The 21,612-nt window shown below is 62.9% G+C and carries 21 protein-coding genes and 1 pseudogene; 16 read left to right on the top strand and 6 right to left on the bottom strand.

Annotated features, from left to right (window positions below):
- Window positions 1-42 precede the first annotated feature (42 nt).
- The 10 genes from ACVILL_RS17495 (at window position 43) to ACVILL_RS17540 (ending at window position 6,779) form a co-directional block, all read left to right on the top strand.
- Window positions 43-456 carry a cupin domain-containing protein gene (locus ACVILL_RS17495; protein WP_456730189.1) on the top strand — a complete coding sequence of 138 codons (414 nt, stop codon included), beginning with the start codon at window positions 43-45 and terminating at the stop codon, window positions 454-456.
- A 196-nt stretch (window positions 457-652) separates the two neighbouring features.
- Entirely contained in the window at window positions 653-1,258 is a 606-nt protein-coding gene (locus ACVILL_RS17500; RefSeq protein WP_456730190.1) for a sulfite oxidase-like oxidoreductase, read from the top strand.
- Window positions 1,251-1,997: a ferredoxin reductase gene (locus tag ACVILL_RS17505; protein ID WP_456730191.1), complete on the top strand. Its 747-nt coding sequence runs from the start codon at window positions 1,251-1,253 to the stop codon at window positions 1,995-1,997. The genes ACVILL_RS17500 and ACVILL_RS17505 overlap by 8 nt, the downstream gene beginning before the upstream one ends.
- 146 nt (window positions 1,998-2,143) lie before the next feature.
- Window positions 2,144-2,830, top strand: coding sequence for an antibiotic biosynthesis monooxygenase family protein (locus tag ACVILL_RS17510; protein ID WP_456730192.1), 687 nt, complete (start codon window positions 2,144-2,146; stop codon window positions 2,828-2,830).
- Window positions 2,831-3,175: 345 nt separating this feature from the next.
- The gene (locus ACVILL_RS17515) at window positions 3,176-4,111 is read left to right on the top strand and encodes a LysR family transcriptional regulator (RefSeq protein ID WP_456730193.1); all 936 of its coding nucleotides are present in this window, start codon (window positions 3,176-3,178) and stop codon (window positions 4,109-4,111) included.
- On the top strand, window positions 4,108-4,845 hold the full coding sequence (locus ACVILL_RS17520; protein ID WP_456730194.1) for a peroxiredoxin-like family protein: 738 nt from the start codon (window positions 4,108-4,110) through the stop codon (window positions 4,843-4,845). Before ACVILL_RS17515 ends, ACVILL_RS17520 begins: the two co-directional genes overlap by 4 nt.
- A gap of 12 nt (window positions 4,846-4,857) precedes the next feature.
- A complete protein-coding gene (locus tag ACVILL_RS17525; RefSeq protein ID WP_456730195.1) occupies window positions 4,858-5,139 on the top strand; it encodes a GNAT family N-acetyltransferase in 282 nt (93 codons plus the stop codon).
- Between the two features lie 216 nt (window positions 5,140-5,355).
- Window positions 5,356-5,931 (top strand): cytochrome P460 family protein, encoded by a 576-nt coding sequence (locus tag ACVILL_RS17530; RefSeq protein WP_456730196.1) that lies wholly within the window; start codon window positions 5,356-5,358, stop codon window positions 5,929-5,931.
- A gap of 115 nt (window positions 5,932-6,046) precedes the next feature.
- Complete coding sequence (locus tag ACVILL_RS17535) at window positions 6,047-6,580, top strand: DUF1993 domain-containing protein (protein WP_456730197.1); 534 nt, start codon at window positions 6,047-6,049, stop codon at window positions 6,578-6,580.
- Window positions 6,581-6,644: 64 nt separating this feature from the next.
- Window positions 6,645-6,779 (top strand): hypothetical protein, encoded by a 135-nt coding sequence (locus ACVILL_RS17540; RefSeq protein ID WP_456730198.1) that lies wholly within the window; start codon window positions 6,645-6,647, stop codon window positions 6,777-6,779.
- A 195-nt stretch (window positions 6,780-6,974) separates the two neighbouring features.
- Here ACVILL_RS17540 and ACVILL_RS17545 read toward each other — a convergent pair whose 3' ends face one another.
- Both ACVILL_RS17545 and ACVILL_RS17550 read right to left on the bottom strand, forming a co-directional pair.
- Entirely contained in the window at window positions 6,975-8,306 is a 1,332-nt protein-coding gene (locus ACVILL_RS17545) for an MFS transporter (protein ID WP_456730199.1), read from the bottom strand.
- Window positions 8,307-8,471: 165 nt separating this feature from the next.
- Window positions 8,472-8,948 (bottom strand): redoxin domain-containing protein, encoded by a 477-nt coding sequence (locus tag ACVILL_RS17550; protein WP_456730200.1) that lies wholly within the window; start codon window positions 8,946-8,948, stop codon window positions 8,472-8,474.
- A gap of 440 nt (window positions 8,949-9,388) precedes the next feature.
- Here ACVILL_RS17550 and ACVILL_RS17555 point away from each other — a divergent pair.
- From ACVILL_RS17555 to egtD, 4 genes and pseudogenes are all read left to right on the top strand, one after another.
- Window positions 9,389-9,634, top strand: a pseudogene (locus tag ACVILL_RS17555) (alcohol dehydrogenase catalytic domain-containing protein); the annotation flags it as partial.
- A 131-nt stretch (window positions 9,635-9,765) separates the two neighbouring features.
- A complete protein-coding gene (locus ACVILL_RS17560; RefSeq protein WP_456730201.1) occupies window positions 9,766-11,202 on the top strand; it encodes an MFS transporter in 1,437 nt (478 codons plus the stop codon).
- Between the two features lie 91 nt (window positions 11,203-11,293).
- Window positions 11,294-11,707 (top strand): cupin domain-containing protein, encoded by a 414-nt coding sequence (locus ACVILL_RS17565; RefSeq protein ID WP_456734285.1) that lies wholly within the window; start codon window positions 11,294-11,296, stop codon window positions 11,705-11,707.
- A gap of 93 nt (window positions 11,708-11,800) precedes the next feature.
- The gene (gene egtD / locus ACVILL_RS17570) at window positions 11,801-12,754 is read left to right on the top strand and encodes an L-histidine N(alpha)-methyltransferase (RefSeq protein WP_456730202.1); all 954 of its coding nucleotides are present in this window, start codon (window positions 11,801-11,803) and stop codon (window positions 12,752-12,754) included.
- Window positions 12,755-12,969: 215 nt separating this feature from the next.
- On the opposite strand, the gene ACVILL_RS17575 is transcribed toward egtD, so the two are convergent.
- The 4 genes from ACVILL_RS17575 to ACVILL_RS17590 form a co-directional block, all read right to left on the bottom strand.
- Window positions 12,970-13,515, bottom strand: a complete 546-nt coding sequence (locus ACVILL_RS17575) for a carboxymuconolactone decarboxylase family protein (RefSeq protein WP_456730203.1) — start codon at window positions 13,513-13,515, stop codon at window positions 12,970-12,972.
- 34 nt (window positions 13,516-13,549) lie between these two features.
- Window positions 13,550-14,167, bottom strand: a complete 618-nt coding sequence (locus ACVILL_RS17580) for a nitroreductase family protein (protein WP_456730204.1) — start codon at window positions 14,165-14,167, stop codon at window positions 13,550-13,552.
- Between the two features lie 185 nt (window positions 14,168-14,352).
- Window positions 14,353-15,270: an NADP-dependent oxidoreductase gene (locus tag ACVILL_RS17585; RefSeq protein WP_456730205.1), complete on the bottom strand. Its 918-nt coding sequence runs from the start codon at window positions 15,268-15,270 to the stop codon at window positions 14,353-14,355.
- A gap of 388 nt (window positions 15,271-15,658) precedes the next feature.
- Window positions 15,659-16,150 (bottom strand): OsmC family protein, encoded by a 492-nt coding sequence (locus tag ACVILL_RS17590; RefSeq protein ID WP_456730206.1) that lies wholly within the window; start codon window positions 16,148-16,150, stop codon window positions 15,659-15,661.
- A gap of 989 nt (window positions 16,151-17,139) precedes the next feature.
- Here ACVILL_RS17590 and ACVILL_RS17595 point away from each other — a divergent pair.
- A complete protein-coding gene (locus ACVILL_RS17595) occupies window positions 17,140-18,381 on the top strand; it encodes an efflux RND transporter periplasmic adaptor subunit (RefSeq protein WP_456734286.1) in 1,242 nt (413 codons plus the stop codon).
- Window positions 18,378-21,551: an efflux RND transporter permease subunit gene (locus ACVILL_RS17600; protein WP_456730207.1), complete on the top strand. Its 3,174-nt coding sequence runs from the start codon at window positions 18,378-18,380 to the stop codon at window positions 21,549-21,551. The genes ACVILL_RS17595 and ACVILL_RS17600 overlap by 4 nt, the downstream gene beginning before the upstream one ends.
- Window positions 21,552-21,612: the final 61 nt, after the last annotated feature.

Below are 21,612 nucleotides of genomic sequence, written 5' to 3' on the forward strand. Positions count from 1 at the left end.
CCACTCCGACACCCGAAAGGGTCCACGATCAGGAGGCCACTAATGTCAGTGAAGCAACCGGTTCTTACGCCGCCCAAAGGCGGCGAGACGGTAACCTCGAGCGGGGGTTCGAAGGTCGAGATGAAAGTGGAGAGCAGCCAGACCGGAGGCGAATATGGCGCTGTCCTGTGGACGGTGCGGGCCGGCGAGGAGCCACCGCTGCACAGCCACTCGCGCGAGGACGAACTGCTCTACGTGGTACAGGGGCAGCTCATCGCGCGGGTCGGCGATGCCCGCGTCGAGGTGGGGCCGGGCGCCTACGCGGCGCTTCCCCGCGGGGTGCCGCATACGATCGAGGTGGTCGGCGACCAGGCGACCCTGCTGCTCAGCTTCGTGCCGGGTGGGCTGGAGCGCTTCTTGGTCCCCCGGAAAGGCGAGAAGCCCGATCCGGCCGCTTTCGGCCTGACGTTCCCCTAGGGCCGGGCGGCGTTCGTGAACGTGCGCCTGCTCGGGCCCGGGTGCCGGCCGCGCGCGACCGGGCCAGATGATTGGCTCCACGCGCCGGCCGGACGCGCCTAACTGCCCCCCGGCTTCACACCAACTAGCGCACCGCTGCGGTAGTGGTGGGTACGCCAACCTAAGCTCCTTTCACCGCCGACGGAGGAAATCCGCCATGGTCACTCGCGGTTTCACCGGCCGCCAATCCGGATCAGAACCATCGGACCGGATTCCCTCGGGACAGCACCTCGTCGACAATTTTCCGGTGCTTACAGCCGGCCCCACGCCTCGAATCGAGCCCGCGGACTGGACTTTCACGCTCAAGGTCGGACCTCGTCCGGTCAAAGCGTGGAGTTGGTCGGAGTTCAACGCGCTCCCGAGAACCAAGATGACGCGAGACATCCACTGCGTGACCTCGTGGTCGAAGCTCAACACCGCCTGGGAAGGCGTGGCCGTCGACGACATCCTCGCCGACGCTGGCGTCAGCGCACCCACTCCATTTGCACTCGCACATTGCTACGACGGATATTCCACCAACGTGCCACTCGCCGACCTCGCGACGGGGAAGGCGATGGTCGCGCTCAAGTACGAGGGCCAGCCGCTGCCGCGCGACCACGGGGGGCCGGCGCGCCTGCTCGTGCCGCATCTCTACTTCTGGAAGTCGGCGAAGTGGGTGAACGGGCTTCAGTTCACGGAGCGCGACGAAGCCGGCTTCTGGGAGCTGCGCGGGTACCACATGTACGGTGATCCGTGGAATGAGCAGCGATACACGAATGACTGAAGCGATTGCCGCAACCGTGCGATGGCAGAGCTGTGCGATTGTCGAGGTCGCAACGAGAACGCCGGCTATCAAGAGCTTCTTTCTCCGCCTCTCCGAACCGTTTGACTATACGGCGGGACAGCACGTTGACGTGCGGCTGACCGCGCCCAACGGCTACAATGCCATGCGCAGCTACTCGATCGCCTCGGCCCCGAGCGATTCCGAGGTGATTGAGCTGGCGATCGAGCGCCTTTCGGACGGTGAGGTGTCCCCGTTCTTCCACGACGTCGCCCAAGCAGGCGACACGATCGAGCTTCGCGGGCCGCTCGGCGGACACTTTCTCTGGCCGAGGCCTGCCAACAAACCAGTGCTCTTGATCGGCGCCGGCTCCGGCGTCGCGCCGCTCATGGCGATGATCCGGCATCGGAAGGCCAGCGGGGAGCCAGTGCCTGTCGCGCTGTTGCTCTCCTCCAGGACCTGGGGTGACGTTCTGTTCAGGGACGAACTCCTCGAGCTCGAGAGGTCGCTTCCCGATTTCGCACTCGCCTTGGCTCTGACACGCGAGCCGGCGATGCGCCGCACCGACTTCAGCAGGCGGATCGACTGCAGGATGGTCGCTGACGTCGCGGGGCGGCTGCCTGCGTCTCCCGGCTGCGCCTTGGTGTGCGGGTCGAACGCCTTCGCCGACGTCGCGGCGGACGCCGCGCTCGCTTTGGGACTGGAAGCCAGGGCGATCAAGACCGAACGCTACGGCGCATAAGAAGTGAACGGAACGAGAGCCACCCGAATGCTGCCCAAGCCTATCGATGTCGGACGGCTCGAAGGTCTTCTGCTGTGAGGGCGGTGCGCATGGCGGGGGCGCTCCGACATCGGGATCGTCTCAGCACTCCAGAGTGGGATACAACCATGTTTTCAGTGATTTTCGAAGTCCTCCCAAATAAAGAGAACTGGGATGACTACCTCGACAACGCCAAAATGTTGCGACCCGAGCTGGAACAGGTCGAAGGCTTCGTCGATAACATCCGTTACAAGAGCCTGACCCGCGAGGGCTGGATCCTTTCGCTTTCGAACTGGCGGGACGAGAAGTCGCTCGTCCGCTGGCGCACCCGCATGCGGCACCACGAGGTCCAGCAGAAGGGCCGCGACGAAATCCTCGCAGACTACCACCTTCGCGTAGGCCAGATCACCGCCGACAATCAGGTGCCTGCGGGGTACGCCCTTGCGGAGCAGCGTCTCGACGAGACCGAAGTCGGCGAGGGAACGACGGCCACGTTGATCAACGCGACGCGCCCCGCGGAGTGGAAGCAGACTGACAACCCGTACGACTGCGCCGAGTGGCTCGGACTGAATCCTTGGGCCGCCGACTGCACGTCCTGGGACATCTTCGACGCCGTGCTCACGCCCGGTGACCTGATTCTGCTCATATCCTGGAAGGACGCCGCTGCGGCGCTGGCCTACGAGGACGCTTCTGCGCCGAATGACAAGGCGAGGATCCGGAGAGTGAGGATCGTCCGCGACTACGGCAAATACGACCGTCGCGAGGCGCCTCAATACTACGCAGATGCCAAGGGCGGCGAGACCCTCCACGCCTGACGCCGATCCAGATGATTCGCCCAGACGTACTGACGGTTTGACGAATTGTCGTCGGGGCTTCCTCCGCTTGTTGCCGAATGATCGATCTCCGCGCTGACGATCACGCCTTGGGATCGCATACACGCGGCGCGGCGGCCGGTCCGGCTTTCGCCAACCTCGCAGCACGCTGGCCCGGCTCTCAGAGGTTCCTGAAAGCGTGTCCGTGCGTCCAAATCAATAAGCCGAACCGTTCCAACGTGCGCACGCAAGTTGCATCTACGCCACATGATTGCGACGTGCCCGTCACGTCGTCGAGTGCGAAGGGTTCGTCAGTCTCGACGGCCGCACCTTGACGGAGAACAACCCATGGAGCTTCATCAAGTTCGCTACTTTCTCGCCGTGGCGTCCACGCTCAACTTCACCCGCGCGGCCGAGCAGTGCAATGTCACGCAGCCCGCCCTGACCAAGGGGGTGCAGAAGCTCGAGCAGGAGCTCGGCGGCCAGTTGATCTACCGCGAACGCCAACTGACCCAACTCACCGATCTTGGAAAAGAAGTTCTTCCTATGCTGGAGCGCACATTGGCCTCGGCAGAGGCGGTGCGTCGCCGAGCCCAGGAGTTCCAACGCAAGGACGTCGCGCCACTGAAGATCGGTCTCGCCCCTTCCATCTCGGCCTCGCTCGTCCTCGATCCGATCGCGGAAATCGCAAAGTTCGTCCCTGGACTTCACGTCGAGCTGCGCGAGGGCGCGGCGGAGAAGCTCGTCGACCTCCTGCTTGAGGGCGAGATCAACGTCGCAATGGTCGGCGACGTGCAGGACGTGCCTGCCCGCATCGACGACTGGTCGCTGTTCGAGGAGCGCTACGTCGCGGTTCTCGCTCCGACACACCGCCTCGCAAACCGTCCCTCGATCGGCATCGACGACCTCCGTGCGACCATCTTGCTGGAACGCGCCGAATGCGACGTCGCCCCAAAGATCCAACGGTCGTATTTCCTCGAGAAACCACCCCAACTCGGCCACTGCAGCGGCCACGACTTGCACCTGCAGCACATGGCCGCCGCTGGCTTCGGCGTGATACTCGCTCCCGAGCACATGCCTCGTCTTCCAACGCTCAAGACCATTCCGCTCGAAGGCTCGCCGGTTTCGCGGGAGGTGCGGCTACTGGCCGTGCAGGGGCGCCGCTACTCGCCGGCGCTTGACGCTTTCGTCAAGGTCGCGCGCCTTCGAGACTGGTCGTTCGATGGCTCCGACCGGGGGGGACCGCACGCAACCGTCTCGAAGGTGGCGAGGGCGCCCGCATGACCACCGTACGCACGCCGCCGGCCAATCGTTTCCAGCCGATCAATCCTCAGCTTGAAAATTCCTCACCGATGCTAAGCCAGACTGACAAGACACTCGCCCGGATGCGCACCGAGTTGCTGACGACGTTGAGCGCCGCGGACTTGGAGTCATATAACCACCTCGTGGGCTGGCTCCGCGATACAGGCGTGGCGTCGCACGCGTTGAAGGTCGGAGACGACGCGCCGGATTTCCTGCTGCCGGACGCCGATGGCCGTCTCCACTCCTCCGAACAGCTGCGCCGAAATGGACCCCTCGTCCTAAGTTTCTTCCGAGGCGGCTGGTGTCCGTTCTGCACCGCTGAGCTCTGCGCCCTGCAGGCCGCGAAGGATGAGTTCGAGAGTATCGGTGCGACCCTCGCGGTCGTGACCCCCGAGACGAGGGACTTTCCGCGGCAGCTCAAGCGAAGCCTGGGCTTGGACCTGAAGGTACTCTCCGACGTCGACTACGGCGTTGCCATGTCGTATGGCGTCCTGTTCCGGGTGCCCGACGAGACCAAGGCGCACTATTCCAGGTTAGGGTTCGACTTCGGCGCCCGGCACGGGTCATCAACGTGGATGTTGCCGATTCCCGCGACCTACGTGATCGACGCAGAAGGCCGGATCCGCAGCGCATTCGTCGAGCCCGACTTCACAATACGGGAGGAGCCGGCGCAAATCCTGGCTTTGTTGCGCCGGGCCGCTTCGACATCCAGGTGAAAGGGGCCGAAGGTGGAAAGCGACATCCGGGACAATCCGGCAATGAGCCGGTTTGAAATGCCCCTCGGCGGCGGCTTGTTCGCAGCCGCCTACTACAAGATCGAAGACGGACGCGTCGTTCTGCTTCACACAGAGGTGCCGCAAGAGCTATCCGGCCAGGGGTACGGATCGAGACTGGCGCATGGCGTGTTCGAAGCGTTGCGAAGCCACGGGAAAAGAGTAATCGCAAAGTGCCCCTTCATGTCGTTCTACGCCTCTCGGCATTCCGAGTATGGCGCACTCCTCGACGGCTGATCATGGACGGATGGGATGCCGCCGTGCAGCGCTCTTGGGCGACAATACCTCGCGCCTATCGAATACATGTCCAAAGGGAATTTCTAATTTCGTCGGCTGCATCCGATCTTTGAAGCTGGCTAGCCAAGCACATGCGGTCGGCTCCACAGCGATTGAAACAGTGATTTGAAGCCGCGCCGGGTCAGCAAGCCGCGCGGACAGCAAAGGAGACACCCAATGAAGTTATCGAGGACTGTCGGACTGGCTGTCGCCGTCTCGCTGGTTGCCGGCACCGTGACAGCGCTCGCGCAGATTAGCGGAGCTGGGCCGGCCGGCCCGACCGCGAACGTGGTGGATGCCGAAGGGCACCTGCGCGTGCCGGCGGACTACCGAACCCTCTACCAAGCGCTCGGCAGCTGGGCAATTGCCGCCGACAGCGGCCAGGGCTCGAAAGAAGTCCACGCCGTCTATGCATCTCCGGGCGCGATCGACGCCTATCGGAAGACGGGTCACTTCCCGGATGGTGCCGTTCTGGTGAAAGAGGTCTTCGCGACTTCAACGAACGAGATGACCACGGGCACGGTGAGCCACGCCGACAAGCTCCAGGGCTGGTTCGTCATGGTCAGAGACAGCAAGGGAACGCATCCGGGCAACCCGTTGTGGGGCGACGGGTGGGGGTGGTCGTGGTTTGACGCCGACAAGCCGCTCAAGACCACCTCGACGGACTACCATTCCGATTGTCAGGGGTGCCACGTGCCGGCCCAGGCCACGGACTGGATTTACGTGAATGGATATCCCGTCCTGCGTCACTAGGCGACCGTATGCGTAGATCTCCTCCTGCCGCGGCTTCGCTGAGGTCAATGTTGAATTCCGCAAGCTTGTGCGCCAGGGCGGAAGGTCGAGTACGAATGAGCGCACGGAGTTCGACGTGTCCTTCTCGGTCCATGAGATCACGGTCCCCGTCATGCTGCACGGACTGAACGTGATGGCCGACTATCTCGACCACGCCCAGGCGCTGGAGAGAGCCGGCGGTATTGAGCCCGGAAGTATCCTTGGCGAGCGGCTTGCGCCCGACATGCTGACTTTCGGAGAGCAGTTCTCCGTAAATTGCAACAAGGTCCACGCGCACATGGCGAAGCTGATGCAGCGCGACGCGCCGGCACCCCGCACCACCCCCATGACGTATCCGGCATTGAAGGCGCACCTCCTTGAGACGCGCGGCTTCCTGCAAAACATGCAGCCGGACGAGATTGCCGGCGCACAGTCCTACGCCTACGAGCTGGCTCCGCCTATCGTGCGCGGGTGGTTCGGCGGCGACGACTATATCCGGCACCTGGTGCTGCCTGACTTCTTCTTTCACATCTCGATTGCGCACGCGATCCTTCGGCACGTCGGAGCAAGGATCGGGAAACGCGACTACCTCGGCAATCTCAGTCACCAGAGCGGCGGTGACTACTCGTGAAGGTAGGGCGCGCCGCCACGGTGCTGAAGCCTTCAAGATCGTCAATCGCGGAGACTGCATCCTGATGGATGGTGTCGAATGCGTGACGGCGTCGAAGCACCGCTGGGCGATGCTCTGCATCTTGCTTGGACTTGGCCTGAGCGGGATGAATGCTGCGGCTCGCTACGTCGGATGGTCACTTGGTTCCGCCTTCGTCTGATCTTCGGCCTGGGCGGAGATCATGGCGCGGTCTTTTGCCTGGTCGCGGGAATGGCCTTCGCGCTGGTGGGAGCCGTTACCAGCAGCGCTCGCCGGTTCAGATAGCATCGAAAATGCGGGGCGCGGGCGCAAGCGCGGCCCCATCATGCAGTTCGTAGGTTCGTCCGCGGACCCCGCCCGGAATCGGATGCGCTTTCTAAGGCCGCCCCGGGCGGCCCGCTTTCGCCACGGCCGAGGTCGGGGTTGCTGCAGCTGTAAAGGCGCCGCAGATCGAGGTCGCGGCAGCTACGACGAGACCGACCTCGTAACCGGACTCGAAAGACGCGACACCGGCAGCCAGTGCCGCGCCGGTAAGTTGCGCAATCCGGCTCGCGGTATTGTTGACGCCGGAGGCGAGCCCTTCGTCCGTCTGGTCAACACTCGACATGACGGACGCGGTCAGCGGCGCCACCAGCACGGCGAAGGACAGGCCAAGCAGCGCCATGGGCAGGATCACGCCGAGCATCAAGGAATCTTTGTAAGCAAGCGCCATCCAGACATAGGCGAGTGCGGCACCTGCTGGCCCGGCGATGAGCATGGTCCGCGCGCCGATCTTGTCCGCCAGGCCACCGAATGCATTCGACAAGAGCCCCACGCCGAGCGTGAAAGGCAGGAATGCCAGCCCGGCGTCGGTCGACGACAAAGCGCGGCGGTCGACGAGGTCGAATGGTAGCAGGAAGAACATGACTGAAATCCCCGTATAGATCATAAAGGTCGCGACGTTGAGGCCGAGGAAAGTGCGGTTCTCTACCAAACGGGGCGGCGTCATCGGGTGTTCGCTTCTGCGCTCCCAGATCGCGTAGACGGCAAGCCCAACAATGCCTAGCCCGGCGACGATCGTGAACGCCATGGTCGTTCGAGTTGAGGCGTCCGCGGCCGCCCGCGCTTCACTGGGTCCGATCTGGCTGAGAGCCCAAGCCAGCGCGCCGAGCGCCGAAGCCAGGATCGCGGCGCCGATGACGTCGAACTGGCGCTGCACTCGGCGGTCTTCCGGCGCGAAGACCAGCAGAACTCCCACTGCCGCGAGCGCGAGCGGCGGGTTGATCCAGAACACGGATGGCCAGCCCAACGTCTCGGTCAGCCAGCCGCCCAAGACGGGACCTCCCGCGGTGGTGAGAGCCGAAGCGGCGGCCCATATGCCAATCGCCCGGTTCCGCTCTGCGCGCGGATAAGTGGCTCCGATCAGGGCGAGGCTGGCCGGGGTCACGATCGCCGCGGCCGCTCCCTGTGCGACGCGGGCAGCGATCAACCAGGCCGGCGAAGGCGCAAGCGCGCAAGCCGCGGACGCCAGACCGAACAGGACGCAACCGAGCGCGAGCATGCGCGCCTTGCCATAGACATCCGCGAGTGCGCCGCCGATCAATGTCAGCGAGGCGAGCGCCAGCATATACCCGTTGAGAACCCATTGAACGGCGGCGAGGTCCGCTCCGAAATCAGCGCGTAGTCTCGGTAACGCGACGGGCAGCGCTGTCCCATCGATGAACGCCATCGAGGACGCGAGCACACAGGCCGTGAGGACCATGCGCCGGCACTGAGGCGACGCCTCGCGTCCGAGTTCTCGGGGGCAGGGTTCTGCATCGATAGCGCCGCGGCTGCACGGTTCCACAAGCGGCTGTGCCATATTTCGACCTCCGCGCTGGTCTGCCATTGGTCTTCATTTCTTTACCAAAGATTTGAGGTGGCAAATAAAGCCGAGCACATCATCGGGCATCAGACGGCCGATCGCACGGGTCGAATAGACGGCCGTCACCACCCGGCCTTCTGGATTGAGGATGAAGCCGGTTGCCTGGAGACAGACAGGATCGTCATTGACGAAGGCGCCGGTGACTGCGGAAACAGCTCGCGCGTTTGCGCCGTAACCGACGGGGAAGCCGAGCTTGTGCTTTTCGACGAGCATCTCCGACTTTTCCCGGTCGTCGACCGAGACAGAAACGACCTTGATGCCTTCCTCAGCGAATTCGTCCGCCGCTCGCGCGAAAGCAGCAAGCTGGGCATTGCAGTACGGGCACCAGGAACCGCGGTGGAACAAGACCACACCGAACCAACCGGCCAGATCGGCGGGCAAATGGATTTCGCCGCCGCCGACGCGAGCAAGGGTGAGAGAGGGAAAGACGTCGTTATTCTGCAGCATTACAATTGCACTCCCTGTTGGACATGTCTGGCGCGCAAAGCGCCAAACCATCCTTCACCTCATCTCACTGAAGAATGTCCCACACCGTGACGGTCGAACCCAGGCGAGGGAAATCACGTCTCGCCATAGAATCGATAGACGATCGTTATTGCGGCTGATGAGTGCAGCGATGCCGTCGAGGCCTGCCGAACCTTGCGTTGATTTGCGAATGGCGGAGAGGATCATCGTGGCGGCATTCCGCGCCGCTATGGAAACGATGCGTGCTGGCTATTGGAAAACTTCGTCCTGCGCTGCGAACAAATGGGTACCGCAGATGTCGATATCATTGACAATGCCCAGGGGAGGGGCACCCCGGGTGAGTTTTGCGGGCATGAGATGTCGAACGGCTTTCACCGCTGGGACACATCCAGAAGAGATAAGTAGCCAAGGGGACAATTCGTATGAAGGCAATTGTCGTGACGGATCAGGCCGCGGGAGCTGCCGGGATGAGGCTCGTAGAGCGGCCCGAGCCGCGCGCAGCGATCAACGACGTCGTCGTTCGGGTTCATGCGTCGGGATTCACCTCGGGTGAACTGACGTGGCCCTCGACGTGGACCGATCATCTCGACCGTGATCGAACGCCGTCGATTCCCGGACAGGAGCTGGCCGGAGTGGTCACTGCTCTCGGCTATGGCACGACGGGCCTCGAGGGGCTGCTTAGGATTGATTCGATGTTGCGAGGAGTGATCCGCGAACGGACACGACGGCTCGGCTTCGGGCTGCTCGCCAATAGGTTTGCGCGCCGTGAGTCGCGTGACGTCACCTGAGGGATCAGGTCGTGAGCAGCGCGTCCCTGATCCTGACCGACCGTGGCCTGGCACTCTGCGAGCCTGAGGTCGTTGGCGCGCAGGGCGGCACCAAGGTGCTCGCCGCGTCGAGTCTGGGCGGCTGCCTCGTGTTCGTCAGCAGTGCCATCGTCACGGTCGCGCTTGCGGCCATTGGCCGAGACATGCGCCTGTCGCCGCTCGACCTGCAGTGGGTGATGAACGCCGAGCTCCTGCCGCTCGCGGCCCTGACCTTGGTCGCCGGCGCTCTCGGTGACCGGTTCGGACAGAAGCGGATCTTCCTAGGAGGGATCGCTCTCTACGGCCTGGGCGCGGCCGCGATTGGTTTTGCGCCGAGTTTCGCGCCGCTCGTCGTCGGCCGCTTCCTGCAAGGCGTTGGCGAAGCCGTGATCCTGCCGAACGGCCTTTCGGTGCTCGGGCAGGCCTTTCCCGCCGACAAGAAAGCCCGTGCGGTCGGCATTTGGTCCGCGGCGGCGGCTGTCGCCAGCGGCGTCGCGCCTGCGATCGCCGGCGCGATCCTTGATCACGGGTCATGGCGGACGACCTTTCTGATGCTCCTGCCCGTCGTCGCCGGTGCGTTGGCCGTCGGCGCCGCGTGGATACCCAAGGACACGCCGACCAGCCAAGCCCGGGTCGACGTCGGTGGCGCGATCCTTTCGACAATCGGGCTCGGTGGGCTTGGCGCGGGGCTGACAAGTCTAACCAACGATTCGGCTCTGAACATTTGGGTGGTCGTCACCCTGATCGTCGGTCTGGGTGGCTTAGCCGGCCTCATCGTCAGTCAACGGCGATCAGGCGACAAGGCGATGCTGCCGCCGTCTCTCTTCGCCTCGCGGTCGGTCGTCGGTGCGAACCTGTTCACCGCGCTCCTCTATGGCGCATTCACTGTCACGCTAACCTTGATCCCGTTCGTGATGATCCGGGGTGCGCATCTGCCAACGCTGGCGGCGGGTTTGGCTTTCATTCCCCTGCAAGTGTTGATTACTGTGATCTCGCCGCTTGCTGGCATGCTCTGCCGCCAGTTCGGTCGCCGCTTGCCATTGTTCGCCGGCGGCGCCGTCGCCGCCCTGGGATGCGCGACGGCGCTTCGTATCGGTCCGAACGCGACTTATTGGACGGATATCTTTCCCAGTATCCTGTTGCTGGCGCTGGGCATGAGTTCGGCGATCGCGCCGTTGACGACCCTCGTCCTCACCTCCGTCGAACCCGATCGCGCCGGTACCGCGTCTGGCGTCAACGGCGCGGTCTCGCGCGCCGGGGCGCTCTTTGCCATTGCCCTGCTCGGCGGCGTCCTGCAGCAGGGCGGTCCTCAGCTTTTCTCGGGATTTCATATGGCGATGGCCGTCGCCGCGGTCGCCTGCGTTCTCGCTACGCTCGCAGTGTTCATTATCGAGCCGGGGCCTCACCTCGACTTCATCCCGAGAGCCTGATCCGTTCGGTCTCTGCAATCAGCAAACCGGCAAGGCCCGGAAGGGAACAATGAAATACGAAGACCAACCTGTGGGCAGAAGGAGAAAGCTCGTGAATATCCGAACCATTATCGCCGTCACCTGCGCGGCCTTCTCGATGGCCGGCCCTATCCACGCCCATGATAGCGAAGCGGAAACCGTCACAAAGAAATTCGGGGCGGCCATTCCCAACATCCCTGGCAAGTCGCTGGTCGCCGTGGAGGTCGATTACGTGCCGGGCGCGGCCTCTCCGTCCCACACGCACGCGAAGTCGGCATTCATCTACGCTTACGTGATCTCGGGGGCGATCGAGTCGAAGGTGAATGACGGTGAGACGCGCATCTATCGGGCAGGCGAGGGCTGGTCGGAACCGCCGGGCGCGACTCATTCGATCAGCCGCAACGCGAGCAAGACAGAGCCGGCAAAGCTGCTCGCTGTCTTCGTCCTCGACGCCAATGATAAGCAGTTGACGACGCCCGTCAAATAACCTGCTCGCTGCGCCAAGCAAGAATTCACGGTGATGATATCGACCGCGAGTTTACCGCGGCCGTCATCCGCCGTGTCACCGAAAGCGGAAAATATGCTTCACGCCAATCACAGCATTGAGCCAGTTGAAAATGCATTCGCCCGAGACGCCGTCGCCGGATTATCCGCTGATGTGAAGACACTGCCGAGCCGCTGGTTATACGACGAGCGTGGATCTGCACTCTTTGAAGAAATAACAAGGCTGGATGATTATTACCTGACTCGAGCGGAAACGTCGATCCTGCGAGAGCGGCAGAGTGATATCGCCGATTTTGTAGAGTCTGGCGCCATTCTCATCGAGTATGGTGCGGGAGCCGGCGTTAAAACGGAGCTTGTGCTGGCGGGGCTGCGTGATCCGCGGGGCTACGTGCCGATCGACATCGCCGACGCCTTCCTCGCAGAAACATCGAAGAGGATCGCTTCACGCTTCCCATCGCTCTGGGTTCGCCCCATCGAGCGCAATTTCCTGGATGTATTTGAAGTTCCGTTTGATGGCTGCGGTGGCGCCAGGACCGGATTTTTCCCGGGTTCGACGATGGGGAATTTGAACACGATCGAGGCGAAGACCTTGCTTACGCAGATGGGGCGACACCTGGGCGACAACGGACGTGCCATCATCGGTGTCGATCTCCAGAAAAACGTAGATAGGCTTCTGCGTGCTTATGACGACAGTGCGGGTGTGACGGCCGCTTTTAACCTCAACCTCCTTGAGCGGATCAACACCGAATTGGGCGGAGACTTCCGTTTGGAGCAGTTCAAGCACGTGGCGCGCTGGAACGAGATCGAGAAAGCCGTAGAGATGCACCTGGTCAGCCTATGCGATCAGCGCGTTACGCTCTGCGGGCACACCTTCTATTTCAGAGCGTCGGAAACTATCCACACTGAGAGCTCACGAAAATATACTGCGGAGAGTTTCGCGCGGCTCGCCCGCTCCGGCGGATGGAGAGTTGTCGAGGTTTGGCGGGATACGGATGGGCTATTCGGCCTGTTCGGACTCATTCGCGACTGAACAACTGCGTCTGGTCGTCGTTCGAGGCGGCCTCATGGCCATACATCATGGGCGCACCGGCTTGACCAAGAAACATTGCCGAAGGCGAGGCACGTTCGAGTTAGTTCCGCACGTGCTCGCTGGTTTCGTTAATGAACAAGTGGCCTTGGCTTTACGTTCGCATCAACTCAAAGCTCCAAGACCCTTTGGAAGTGGGCGTTGCGCCTGGATCGAGCTCAGATCGCGCCAGCCGGCGCAACAACGGGAAAGTCCTTCTCCGGATCGAAGACATTATTGAAGAAATTCGTCAGGGAGTACATCGCAACCAGCGCGACTATCTCCATGACGTTCGCATCCGTGTAGCCGGCATCTCGGACGGCCTTCAGATCGGCGTCGCTGACCTTGCCCCGGGTCACGATGACTTTGCGCGCAAACTGGATGGCGGCATCCCGCTTGGGGTCACTGGCATGGCCCATCCGAGCCAGAATGATTTCATTCGCCGGCAGCTTGGCCATGTGCTCGGCCGTAAAGCTGTGAACCGTCAGGCAATAGTCGCAGCCATTCACTTCGGAGACCGCGAGGCCGATGCTGTCGCGGGTTTTCACGTCGAGCGCCTTGCTTAGCGAGCCGAGCAGGGTGGCCCATGAGTTGAACGCGATCGGACTTGCCGCGAAGGTCGACATCATGTTTGGCGTAAACCCGATGTTCTTGGTGAACATATCGAGGGTCGGTTTCGAATCGGCCGGCACTCGTTCCGGCTTCAAAGCCGCACTTCTTGGCATCGCAGGCTCCATAAATTGCTGAGTTCACAGACGGTCAAACGAGATCCAACACATCAGCCACGGGACGGCGCGGCTTTTGTGCCCAGTTTCCCGGACGCTCAGCCCCTACGGACAACAGCATGACCGGTACTTCGTCCTTGGTCAGTCCGAACTCGCGGTGCACCGCTTCGGCATCGAAGCCGATCATCGGCGTCGAACCCAGGCCCAGCGAGCGGGCCGCGTAGATCATCGCCGCCGCGCCGAAGGTGCCGGTGCGTACGGCCTCGTCGCGCTGGCGCTGCGGGTACTCCATGTACAGATCACGTGCGGGGATTTCCCATTCCGGAACCATTTTTGCCGGCATGATGCCCGCCTTCACCAGCGGTGCCAGTCGCTCCGGTACCACGCTGGAATCGGCCAATTGGCCGCAGATGATGAAGGTGACGGCTGCCTCGGTGATAGCGGGCTGACTCCAGGCGATCGGACTGAGCCGTGCTTTCGCTTCCGGCGTGCGCACGGCGATGAAGCGCCAGTTCTGCAAGTGGAAGGATGTCGGCGCGGTGGTACCGATCCGCACCAGCTCGTGGATTTGCCCGTCGCTCAGGGCGGCGGTCGGGTCGTAGTACTTGGTGGCGCTGCGGCTCAGGATGCATTCGATGACGGCGTTGGTCATGGTGATTCCGTTAGTCATGGTGATTCCTATGCGGGAAGGGACGGGTTGGCCTTGCTGGAAATGCCGCGGGCACGAAGCCCGTTCGACATCCGACATCTCGTGCCGGGGTCCACGGGTCGTTTGCCAAGTTGCCCCGGCTCGTTGACAGGACACAGCCGGCTGCATGCTCGAAGGGCGTTTGTCGTTCACGGACGAACGCGGATGATCGTCTTCCCGCCGGTCCGCTTGGTCGGATTGAACGCCGCGACGGCATCGTCGAGCGTTGCGATCGTGCCGATGTTCGTCCGCAGCCGTCCGTCCCGCACCCGCTGAACGATCTCGCTCAGCTGCGCACGATCGGACTCGACGACGAAGTCGATCGCCAGGACGTCGGCGGGCCGTGCCTCTGCCGGTCCGACGATGGACACCAGCTTTCCTCCAGCTCGAATCAGGCGCGCGGAACGCTTCCCGATGTCGCCGCCGATGACGTCGAACACCAGATCGACTCCGCCGACGTCTTCGAGGGTGTCGTTGTCGAGGTCGACAAACTCCTTCGCGCCGAAGTCGAGCGCTTTCTGACGGTCGGCCGCACGCCCGGTGCCGATGACGTAGGCGCCAGCCTCTCGCGCGAGTTGTGTCACCATCGACCCGACTGCGCCGGCCGCGCCGTGCGCAAGGACGCTGTGCCCGGCCTGAAGGCGGCCGTGCTCGAACAATCCCTGCCACGCGGTCAGGCCCGAGATCGGCAGGCTCGCGCCGACGGTGAAGTCGACGTCGCCCGGCAGAGGCGCGAGGTTGCGAGCCTCGATCGCCAGATACTCGGCCAGTGTGCCGTCGCGATACCAGTCCGCGAGGCCGAACACTCGCTGTCCCACCGACAGTCCCGTCGTGCCATACCCGAGAGCGGTCACCACTCCGGCCAGCTCGTGGCCAGGGATCGATGGAGTTCGGTCACGATCGAGGCGATCGGTCCAGGTCGAGGGCCACGCCAACTCTGTCGGGACAAATCCTGATGCATGAACCTGAACGACGACGTCGTTGATCGCCGCTCGCGGCTCGCGCCGCTCCACGAGCGTCATCCCAGTCGTTCCCGCAGCCTGCTCCGTTACGACGATTGCCTTCATCGTCCATCTCCTTGTGTGCGTGGTCCTTCCTTGCAGACGAACAAAAAGTACGACCGCGAAATTCGATGGTCCAATGACCTGTGGCTATGGAATCGATGCCATCGACGTGGCTTGGCTCAGACCAAGAGTCGGCCGAATTGCCCTCAACGAGCCGCTGCCGGGGGCTGCGGTCGTGCTGGAAGAAGGCAAGAAAGGACGACGGAGAATGGAGTGCCTGGGATAGCGAGATACGCCTGGGATTGAGCGTCGCGACGGCTCAAACGTTGCGCGAGATCTTCCTCGATCCGAGGAGGTCGGGGGATCACGCTCCCACCGACGACAGGGCCTCTTTCGGCGCGATCGGCCATGGCTTGTTCATCGAGCCGGAGATCGGTGGCGTGAGGGACGCTCAATCCGGGGTAATATTCGGGATCGAGAGTTCAGTCAGATCATCCTCGTAACTAGCCCGAGGGCTTTCGTTGCGGCCGGGCGCAGCAACGTCCAGGCGCGTGCTAATATCCGCACTGGCGCCGAGAACTTTACCTACGGGACAGAGGTCCGCGGCTTTCAGCAAGAAGGCGCGTTGTTGCGCGTCGAGTTCTCCGCCCAGCACCAGGATACGCTCGAACGAGTCTCTCTTGCCTTGGGCGCCATGGTAGAAGCTGACGCTCACCTCCACCCGCTCCAGCGGAAGTTTTTGGCGCCGAGCCTGAAAACGAACGCTCATAGCAGTGCACGCCGCGAGAGATGCGCTAAGAAGGTCGTACGGATTGGGACCAGAAGACATGTGCCCCGCGCCGTCTGGGCCGCCGACAGGAAACCGGGAATCGCCGACATGGCACACCAGCGCACCATGGTTGGTGGGGTCGCTTGCGACGACGACTTCGCGAATCTTGGTCATGATTGTGGCCCAATCGTTTGAATGATTCATCCGCCGGCTTCGACGAATGTTCACGTCAGCGCAAAATAGATCTCAGAGCGTTCGAGACCTTGGTGCCCGCGTCCAGCCGGCGCCTTCAGCAAGTAAATCCCACGATCGTTCGGGTAAAGGTATCATATCCATAGCCGTCAGGAATGCTCGGCGTGAGGTGTGCGTCGAGACCTCCAGTGAGCAAATCCGTGAACAGGCTCGGCGGGCATAATCGTGTTTCCGTTCAGGTGACGATAGCCAGTCCCGCCTTCGCGCCGGGCGATCGTGCCTTCAGCCATCTGCCGCCAATTGACTTTCCGCATGACCGGACGCGTTGCGTCCGCCTCTGCAGGATAAAAGTGCCGTGGCTTCGAGTGCCATCCGGCTTGCGGTACTTCTTGCTGTGGTGTCACGCTCGCGCGGCGATCGGCAATAACGACCGTTTATTGACTCGATGGCGAGAGGTGATTTCCCCCGCCGGCATTGCGCGGTCATTCTCCAAAGCATCGTCGAGCCGAAACCTGCAGTTCCGAGATCGACGCGCAAAACGCGATGAAAGATCAAAACGGCAGAAGGTCGATATGCAAGGCAACGACACGATCGAAATCGTCGCACCACGGTCACGCAGGCATTACGACCCGGCGAGGCCTTTGCGGCAGCGGAAGATTGGCGGCGCGACCCCGTCGCAGTGGCGGAAGCGGCACGGTGGACGAAGTGCTTTTGGCAGGCATTCGCCTCCAATCTGACGACGATTCGGTTGGGCTAGAGGTCGAGTCCGGGTCTCGGCCGGGGTCAGCGATCTGTCGGCCGCGTCATTGAATCAAGTCCGCGATCGTCATTGGAAACAGCGGCGCCAATGCTCCTGCCTGTATCGAGAGATACCGCGGTGACAGTGCAAGCTGACTAGTTCGATTGCAACACCCTAGGTCCTTGGAGGGATGGAAGTGAGTACGATTGACAGAACGGAGCATCGGGCTCCAGTGCTCGGGCTCGATCGCAGTTCGTTTCTTCGCCTTCCACGATTCGGCTACGCACCTGTCGGCCTGCTGTTGGCGCTGGCGCTCGCTGGCTGCGACGAGAAAGCTCAATCGCAGGCGGCCGCGCCTCCACCGCCGCCGGTGACGGTCGCGCAACCGGTCAAGCGCACGGTCACTGATTGGGACGAGTTCACCGGCCGTTTCGAGGCGGTCGAGGAGGTCCAGGTTCGCGCCCGGGTCGGCGGCTTCGTCAACAGCGTCGAGTTCAAGGACGGTGCGATCGTCCATGCCGGCGATCTGCTCTACACCATCGATTCGCGCCCGTTCGAGGCGGCCGCCTTGCAGGCCCAGGGCCAACTCGACGACGCGCGGGCCAAAGAGGAGCTTGCCAAGCGCGAACTCGACCGTGGACTGACACTGGTGCAGACCAGTGCAGTCTCGGAGCAGGTCGTCGACCAGCGCCGACAGGCGTTGCAGGCGGCTCTTGCGGCCGAAACGCAGGCCGACGGTGGACTGAAGGCGGCCCAGCTCAACGTCGAATTCACCCATGTGGTGGCGCCGATCACCGGCCGCGTCAGCCGGCATCTGGTGACCCCCGGCAACCTGGTGCAGGGCAGTGAGGGCGGCGCGACGCTGCTGACCTCGATCGTGTCGCTCGATCCGATCTACATCTATTTCGACGTCGACGAGGCGACCTATCAGCGTAACAGCAAGCTGTGGTTCGAAGGCCGGCGGCCGAGTTCGCGTGACACTGCGAACCCGGTGCAGGTGGCGTTGACCGGCGAGACCAAGCCTTCGCATGAAGGCAAGATGGACTTCCTCGACAACCGGCTCGACGTCTCGACCGCAACGCTGCGTAGCCGCGCGGTGATCCCGAACCATGATCTGTCGATCCTGCCCGGCCAGTTCGGCCGCGTCCGCCTGATCGGCTCCTCGCCCTATGAGGCGTTGTTGATCCCCGATACCGCCATCGCCACCGACCAGTCGCGCAAGATCGTGTTCGTGGTCAAGGACGACAACACGGTCGAGGCGAGAGCTGTCGAGCTCGGTCCGCTCGATGACGGCCTGCGCGTGATCCGCGAAGGTCTGAAGCCGGAGGACCATGTGATCGTCGACGGGCTGCAGCGCGCCCGCGTCGGGGCCAAGGTGACGCCGAAAATGGCGCAGGCTGGGGCGGACGACAAGCCCGCGCCAGGTGCCAAGGTTCCGGCAGGAGAAAAAGCTCCGGCAGGTGCGAAGCCATGAATCTCGGCAGGCTTTCCATTAACCAGCCCATCCTCGCGATGGTGCTGTCGATCGTTCTCCTGATCGTCGGCACGATCGCCTACCAGACGTTGCCGGTCTCGGAATATCCGCAGGCGGTGCCGCCGACCGTCACGGTTACCACGCAGTATCCGGGCGCTTCGGCGCAGGCCGTGTCCGACACCGTCGCCGCGCCGATCGAGCAGCAGATCAACGGCGTCGAGGACATGCTGTACATGTACAGCCAGGCGACCTCGAACGGCCAATTGACCATTACCGTCACCTTCAAGCTCGGCACCGACCTCGACAAAGCTCAGGTACTGGTACAGAATCGCGTCGCGATCGCGCAGCCGCAACTGCCGGAAGAGGTGCAGCGCAACGGCGTCGTCACGCAGAAGAACTCGCCTGACATTCTGATGGCCGTGTTCGTGCTATCGCCCGACGACACGTTCGACCAGCTCTACATCTCTAACTACGCGCTGCTGCAGGTGCGCGACCAGCTTCTGCGGCTCGACGGAGTTGGCGACATCCAGATGTTCGGCGCGCGCGACTACTCGATGCGGCTGTGGCTCGACCCTGACAAGATCGCCAATCTGGGCATGACGTCAAGTGACGTCGTCGCCGCGGTCAGGGCCCAGAACCTGCAGATCACCGGCGGTCAGATGGCGGAGCCGCCGATCGCCGACCGCGCATTCCAGCCGAACCTCGTCTTCACCGGCCGCCTCAAAGATATCAGGCAATTCGAGGACATCGTGGTGAAGGCTGGCTCCGACGGCCGTACCGTGCGCCTGCGCGACGTTGCCCGCGTCGAGCTCGGCGCGCTGTCCTATGCCACCAGTAGCCGCATCCTGCGAAAGTCGGCGGTCGCGATGGTGGTGACGCAACGGCCCGGATCGAATGCGCTCGCGACGGCGAAGGCGATCTCCACCACCATGGCGAAGCTGAAGGAGAGTTTTCCCAAGGGCCTCGACTACAATATCGGCTACAACCCCACCGAATTCATCACCCAATCGGTGCATGAGCTGATCAAGACGGTCTACGAGGCGATGGCACTCGTCGTCATCGTGGTGCTGGTGTTTTTGCAGGGATGGCGGCCTGCGATCATTCCGATCATCGCGATCCCTGTATCGCTTGTTGGAACCTTCGCAGTGATGGCAGTGCTCGGATTCTCGGTCAATAATCTGACGCTGTTCGGTCTGGTGCTCGCGGTCGGCATCGTGGTCGACGACGCGATCGTGGTGGTCGAAAACGTCGAGCGACATCTTCAGCAAGGTATGAGCCGGCGCGAGGCGGCGCTCAAGACCATGGAGGAGGTCGGTGGTGCACTCGTCTCGATCGCGCTCGTGCTGTGCGCAGTGTTCGTGCCAACGGCATTCTTTGGCGGCATTTCCGGGCAGTTCTTCCAGCAATTTGCCGTCACCATCGCGGTCGCAACCGCGATCTCCTGCTTCTGCTCGTTGACGCTGTCACCCGCGCTGGCCTCGCAGATCCTGGTGCCGCACGCGAAGAAGCGTCCGCCGGCGCGCTGGAACGTGATCGCGCGCGGTTGGTCGGTCTTCACGGGAGTCTTCAACCGCATGTTCGACCGGCTGTCGAGCGGCTATGCGGCGACGGCATCCTTCGTGATCCGACATTCAGCGCCGATGTTGTTGCTCTATATTGCGTTGATCGGCAGCGCCGGCTGGTTGCTCGCCACCACCGCGCAGGGCTTCATCCCGGCGCAGGATCGCGGTTACCTCATCATTTCGGTGCAGTTGCCGGGCGCCGCGTCGCTCGCACGCACCGCCGAGGTGGTCCGCGACATCGAGCGGATTGCGCTGGATACGCCAGGTATCGTCCGTGTTGGGGCGTTCAGCGGCTTCTCCGGCGCAACACGTACGCAGGCCGGCAACGCCGCGGCGTTGTTCCCGGTGTTCGACGAGCCGGAGGCACGACAGAAGAAGGGATTGTCGGCCAGCGTGATCACGGCCGATCTGCGCAAACGGCTGTCGGTGATCCAGGGCGCCTTCATCATCGTCATTCCGCCGCCTGCTGTGCCCGGCATCGGCACCGGCGGTGGTTTCGCCATCCGCATCCAGGATCGACAAGGACGAGGTCCCGAATTGCTCGCGGCCGCGACCAACGAACTCGTCGCCGCCGCACGGAAGTCGCCAGACCTGACCTCTGTGTTCTCGCCTTATACAGCCAACACGCCGCAGCTGTTTGTCGATATCGATCGCATCAAGGCGCAAAAGCTCGGCATCCCCATTGGCAGCATCACCGACACGATCGAGACTTACTTCGGCTCGACCTATGTCAACGACTTCAACCTGTTCGGACGTACCTATCACGTCACCGCCCAGGCAGATCTCCCATTCCGCAAGGAAACCGCCGACCTTGCGCGGCTACGCACGCGCAATGCGGCCGGCGACATGGTGATGCTCGGCAGCGTGGTGGACTTCAAGGACGTCTCGGGACCTGATCGTGTCGCGCGCTACAATCTCTACTCGGCGTCGGAACTGCAAGGTGAGCCGGCGCCCGGAGTGAGTTCTGCGACCGCCCTCAACACCATCAAGCAACTGGCCGACAAGACATTGCCAAGCGGCTTTTCCTTCGAGTGGACCGACCTGTCATATCAGCAAGTGACGGGCGGCAATGCCGGCCTCTACGTGTTCCCGATCTGCGTGCTGTTCGTCTATCTGGTGCTGGCTGCGCAATATGGCAGCTGGACATTGCCCTTTGCGGTGATTCTGATCGTGCCGATGTGCCTGTTCGCGGCCACCATCGGCGTACGGCTCATGGGGCAAGACGTCAACATCCTGACCCAGATCGGCTTCGTGGTGCTGGTGGGGTTGGCGGCCAAGAATGCCATCCTGATCGTCGAGTTCGCCCGCGACATCGAGCTCGAGGGCCGGCCCCGGCTGGAAGCGGTCATCGAGGCCTGCCGCCTGCGGCTGCGGCCGATCCTCATGACGTCGTTCGCCTTCATCTTCGGCGTGCTGCCGCTGGTGGTGTCGACCGGCTCAGGCTCGGAAATGCGCCAGGCGGTCGGCGTTGCCGTATTCTTCGGTATGCTCGGCGTCACCCTGTTCGGCCTGTTGTTCACGCCGATCTTCTACATGGTGGTGCGCAACCTCGCCGAAGGAAGGAACGAGGGCAGGTCGGCCTCCCGGACGACGGCGGCGGCGGAATGAGCCGCTCTTCGCCGACATGCGATGAAGCCCGAACGCCTATCTCCGTCGCGCGGACCCTAAG

The sequence above is a fragment of the Bradyrhizobium sp. USDA 3364 genome, from assembly GCF_054056355.1.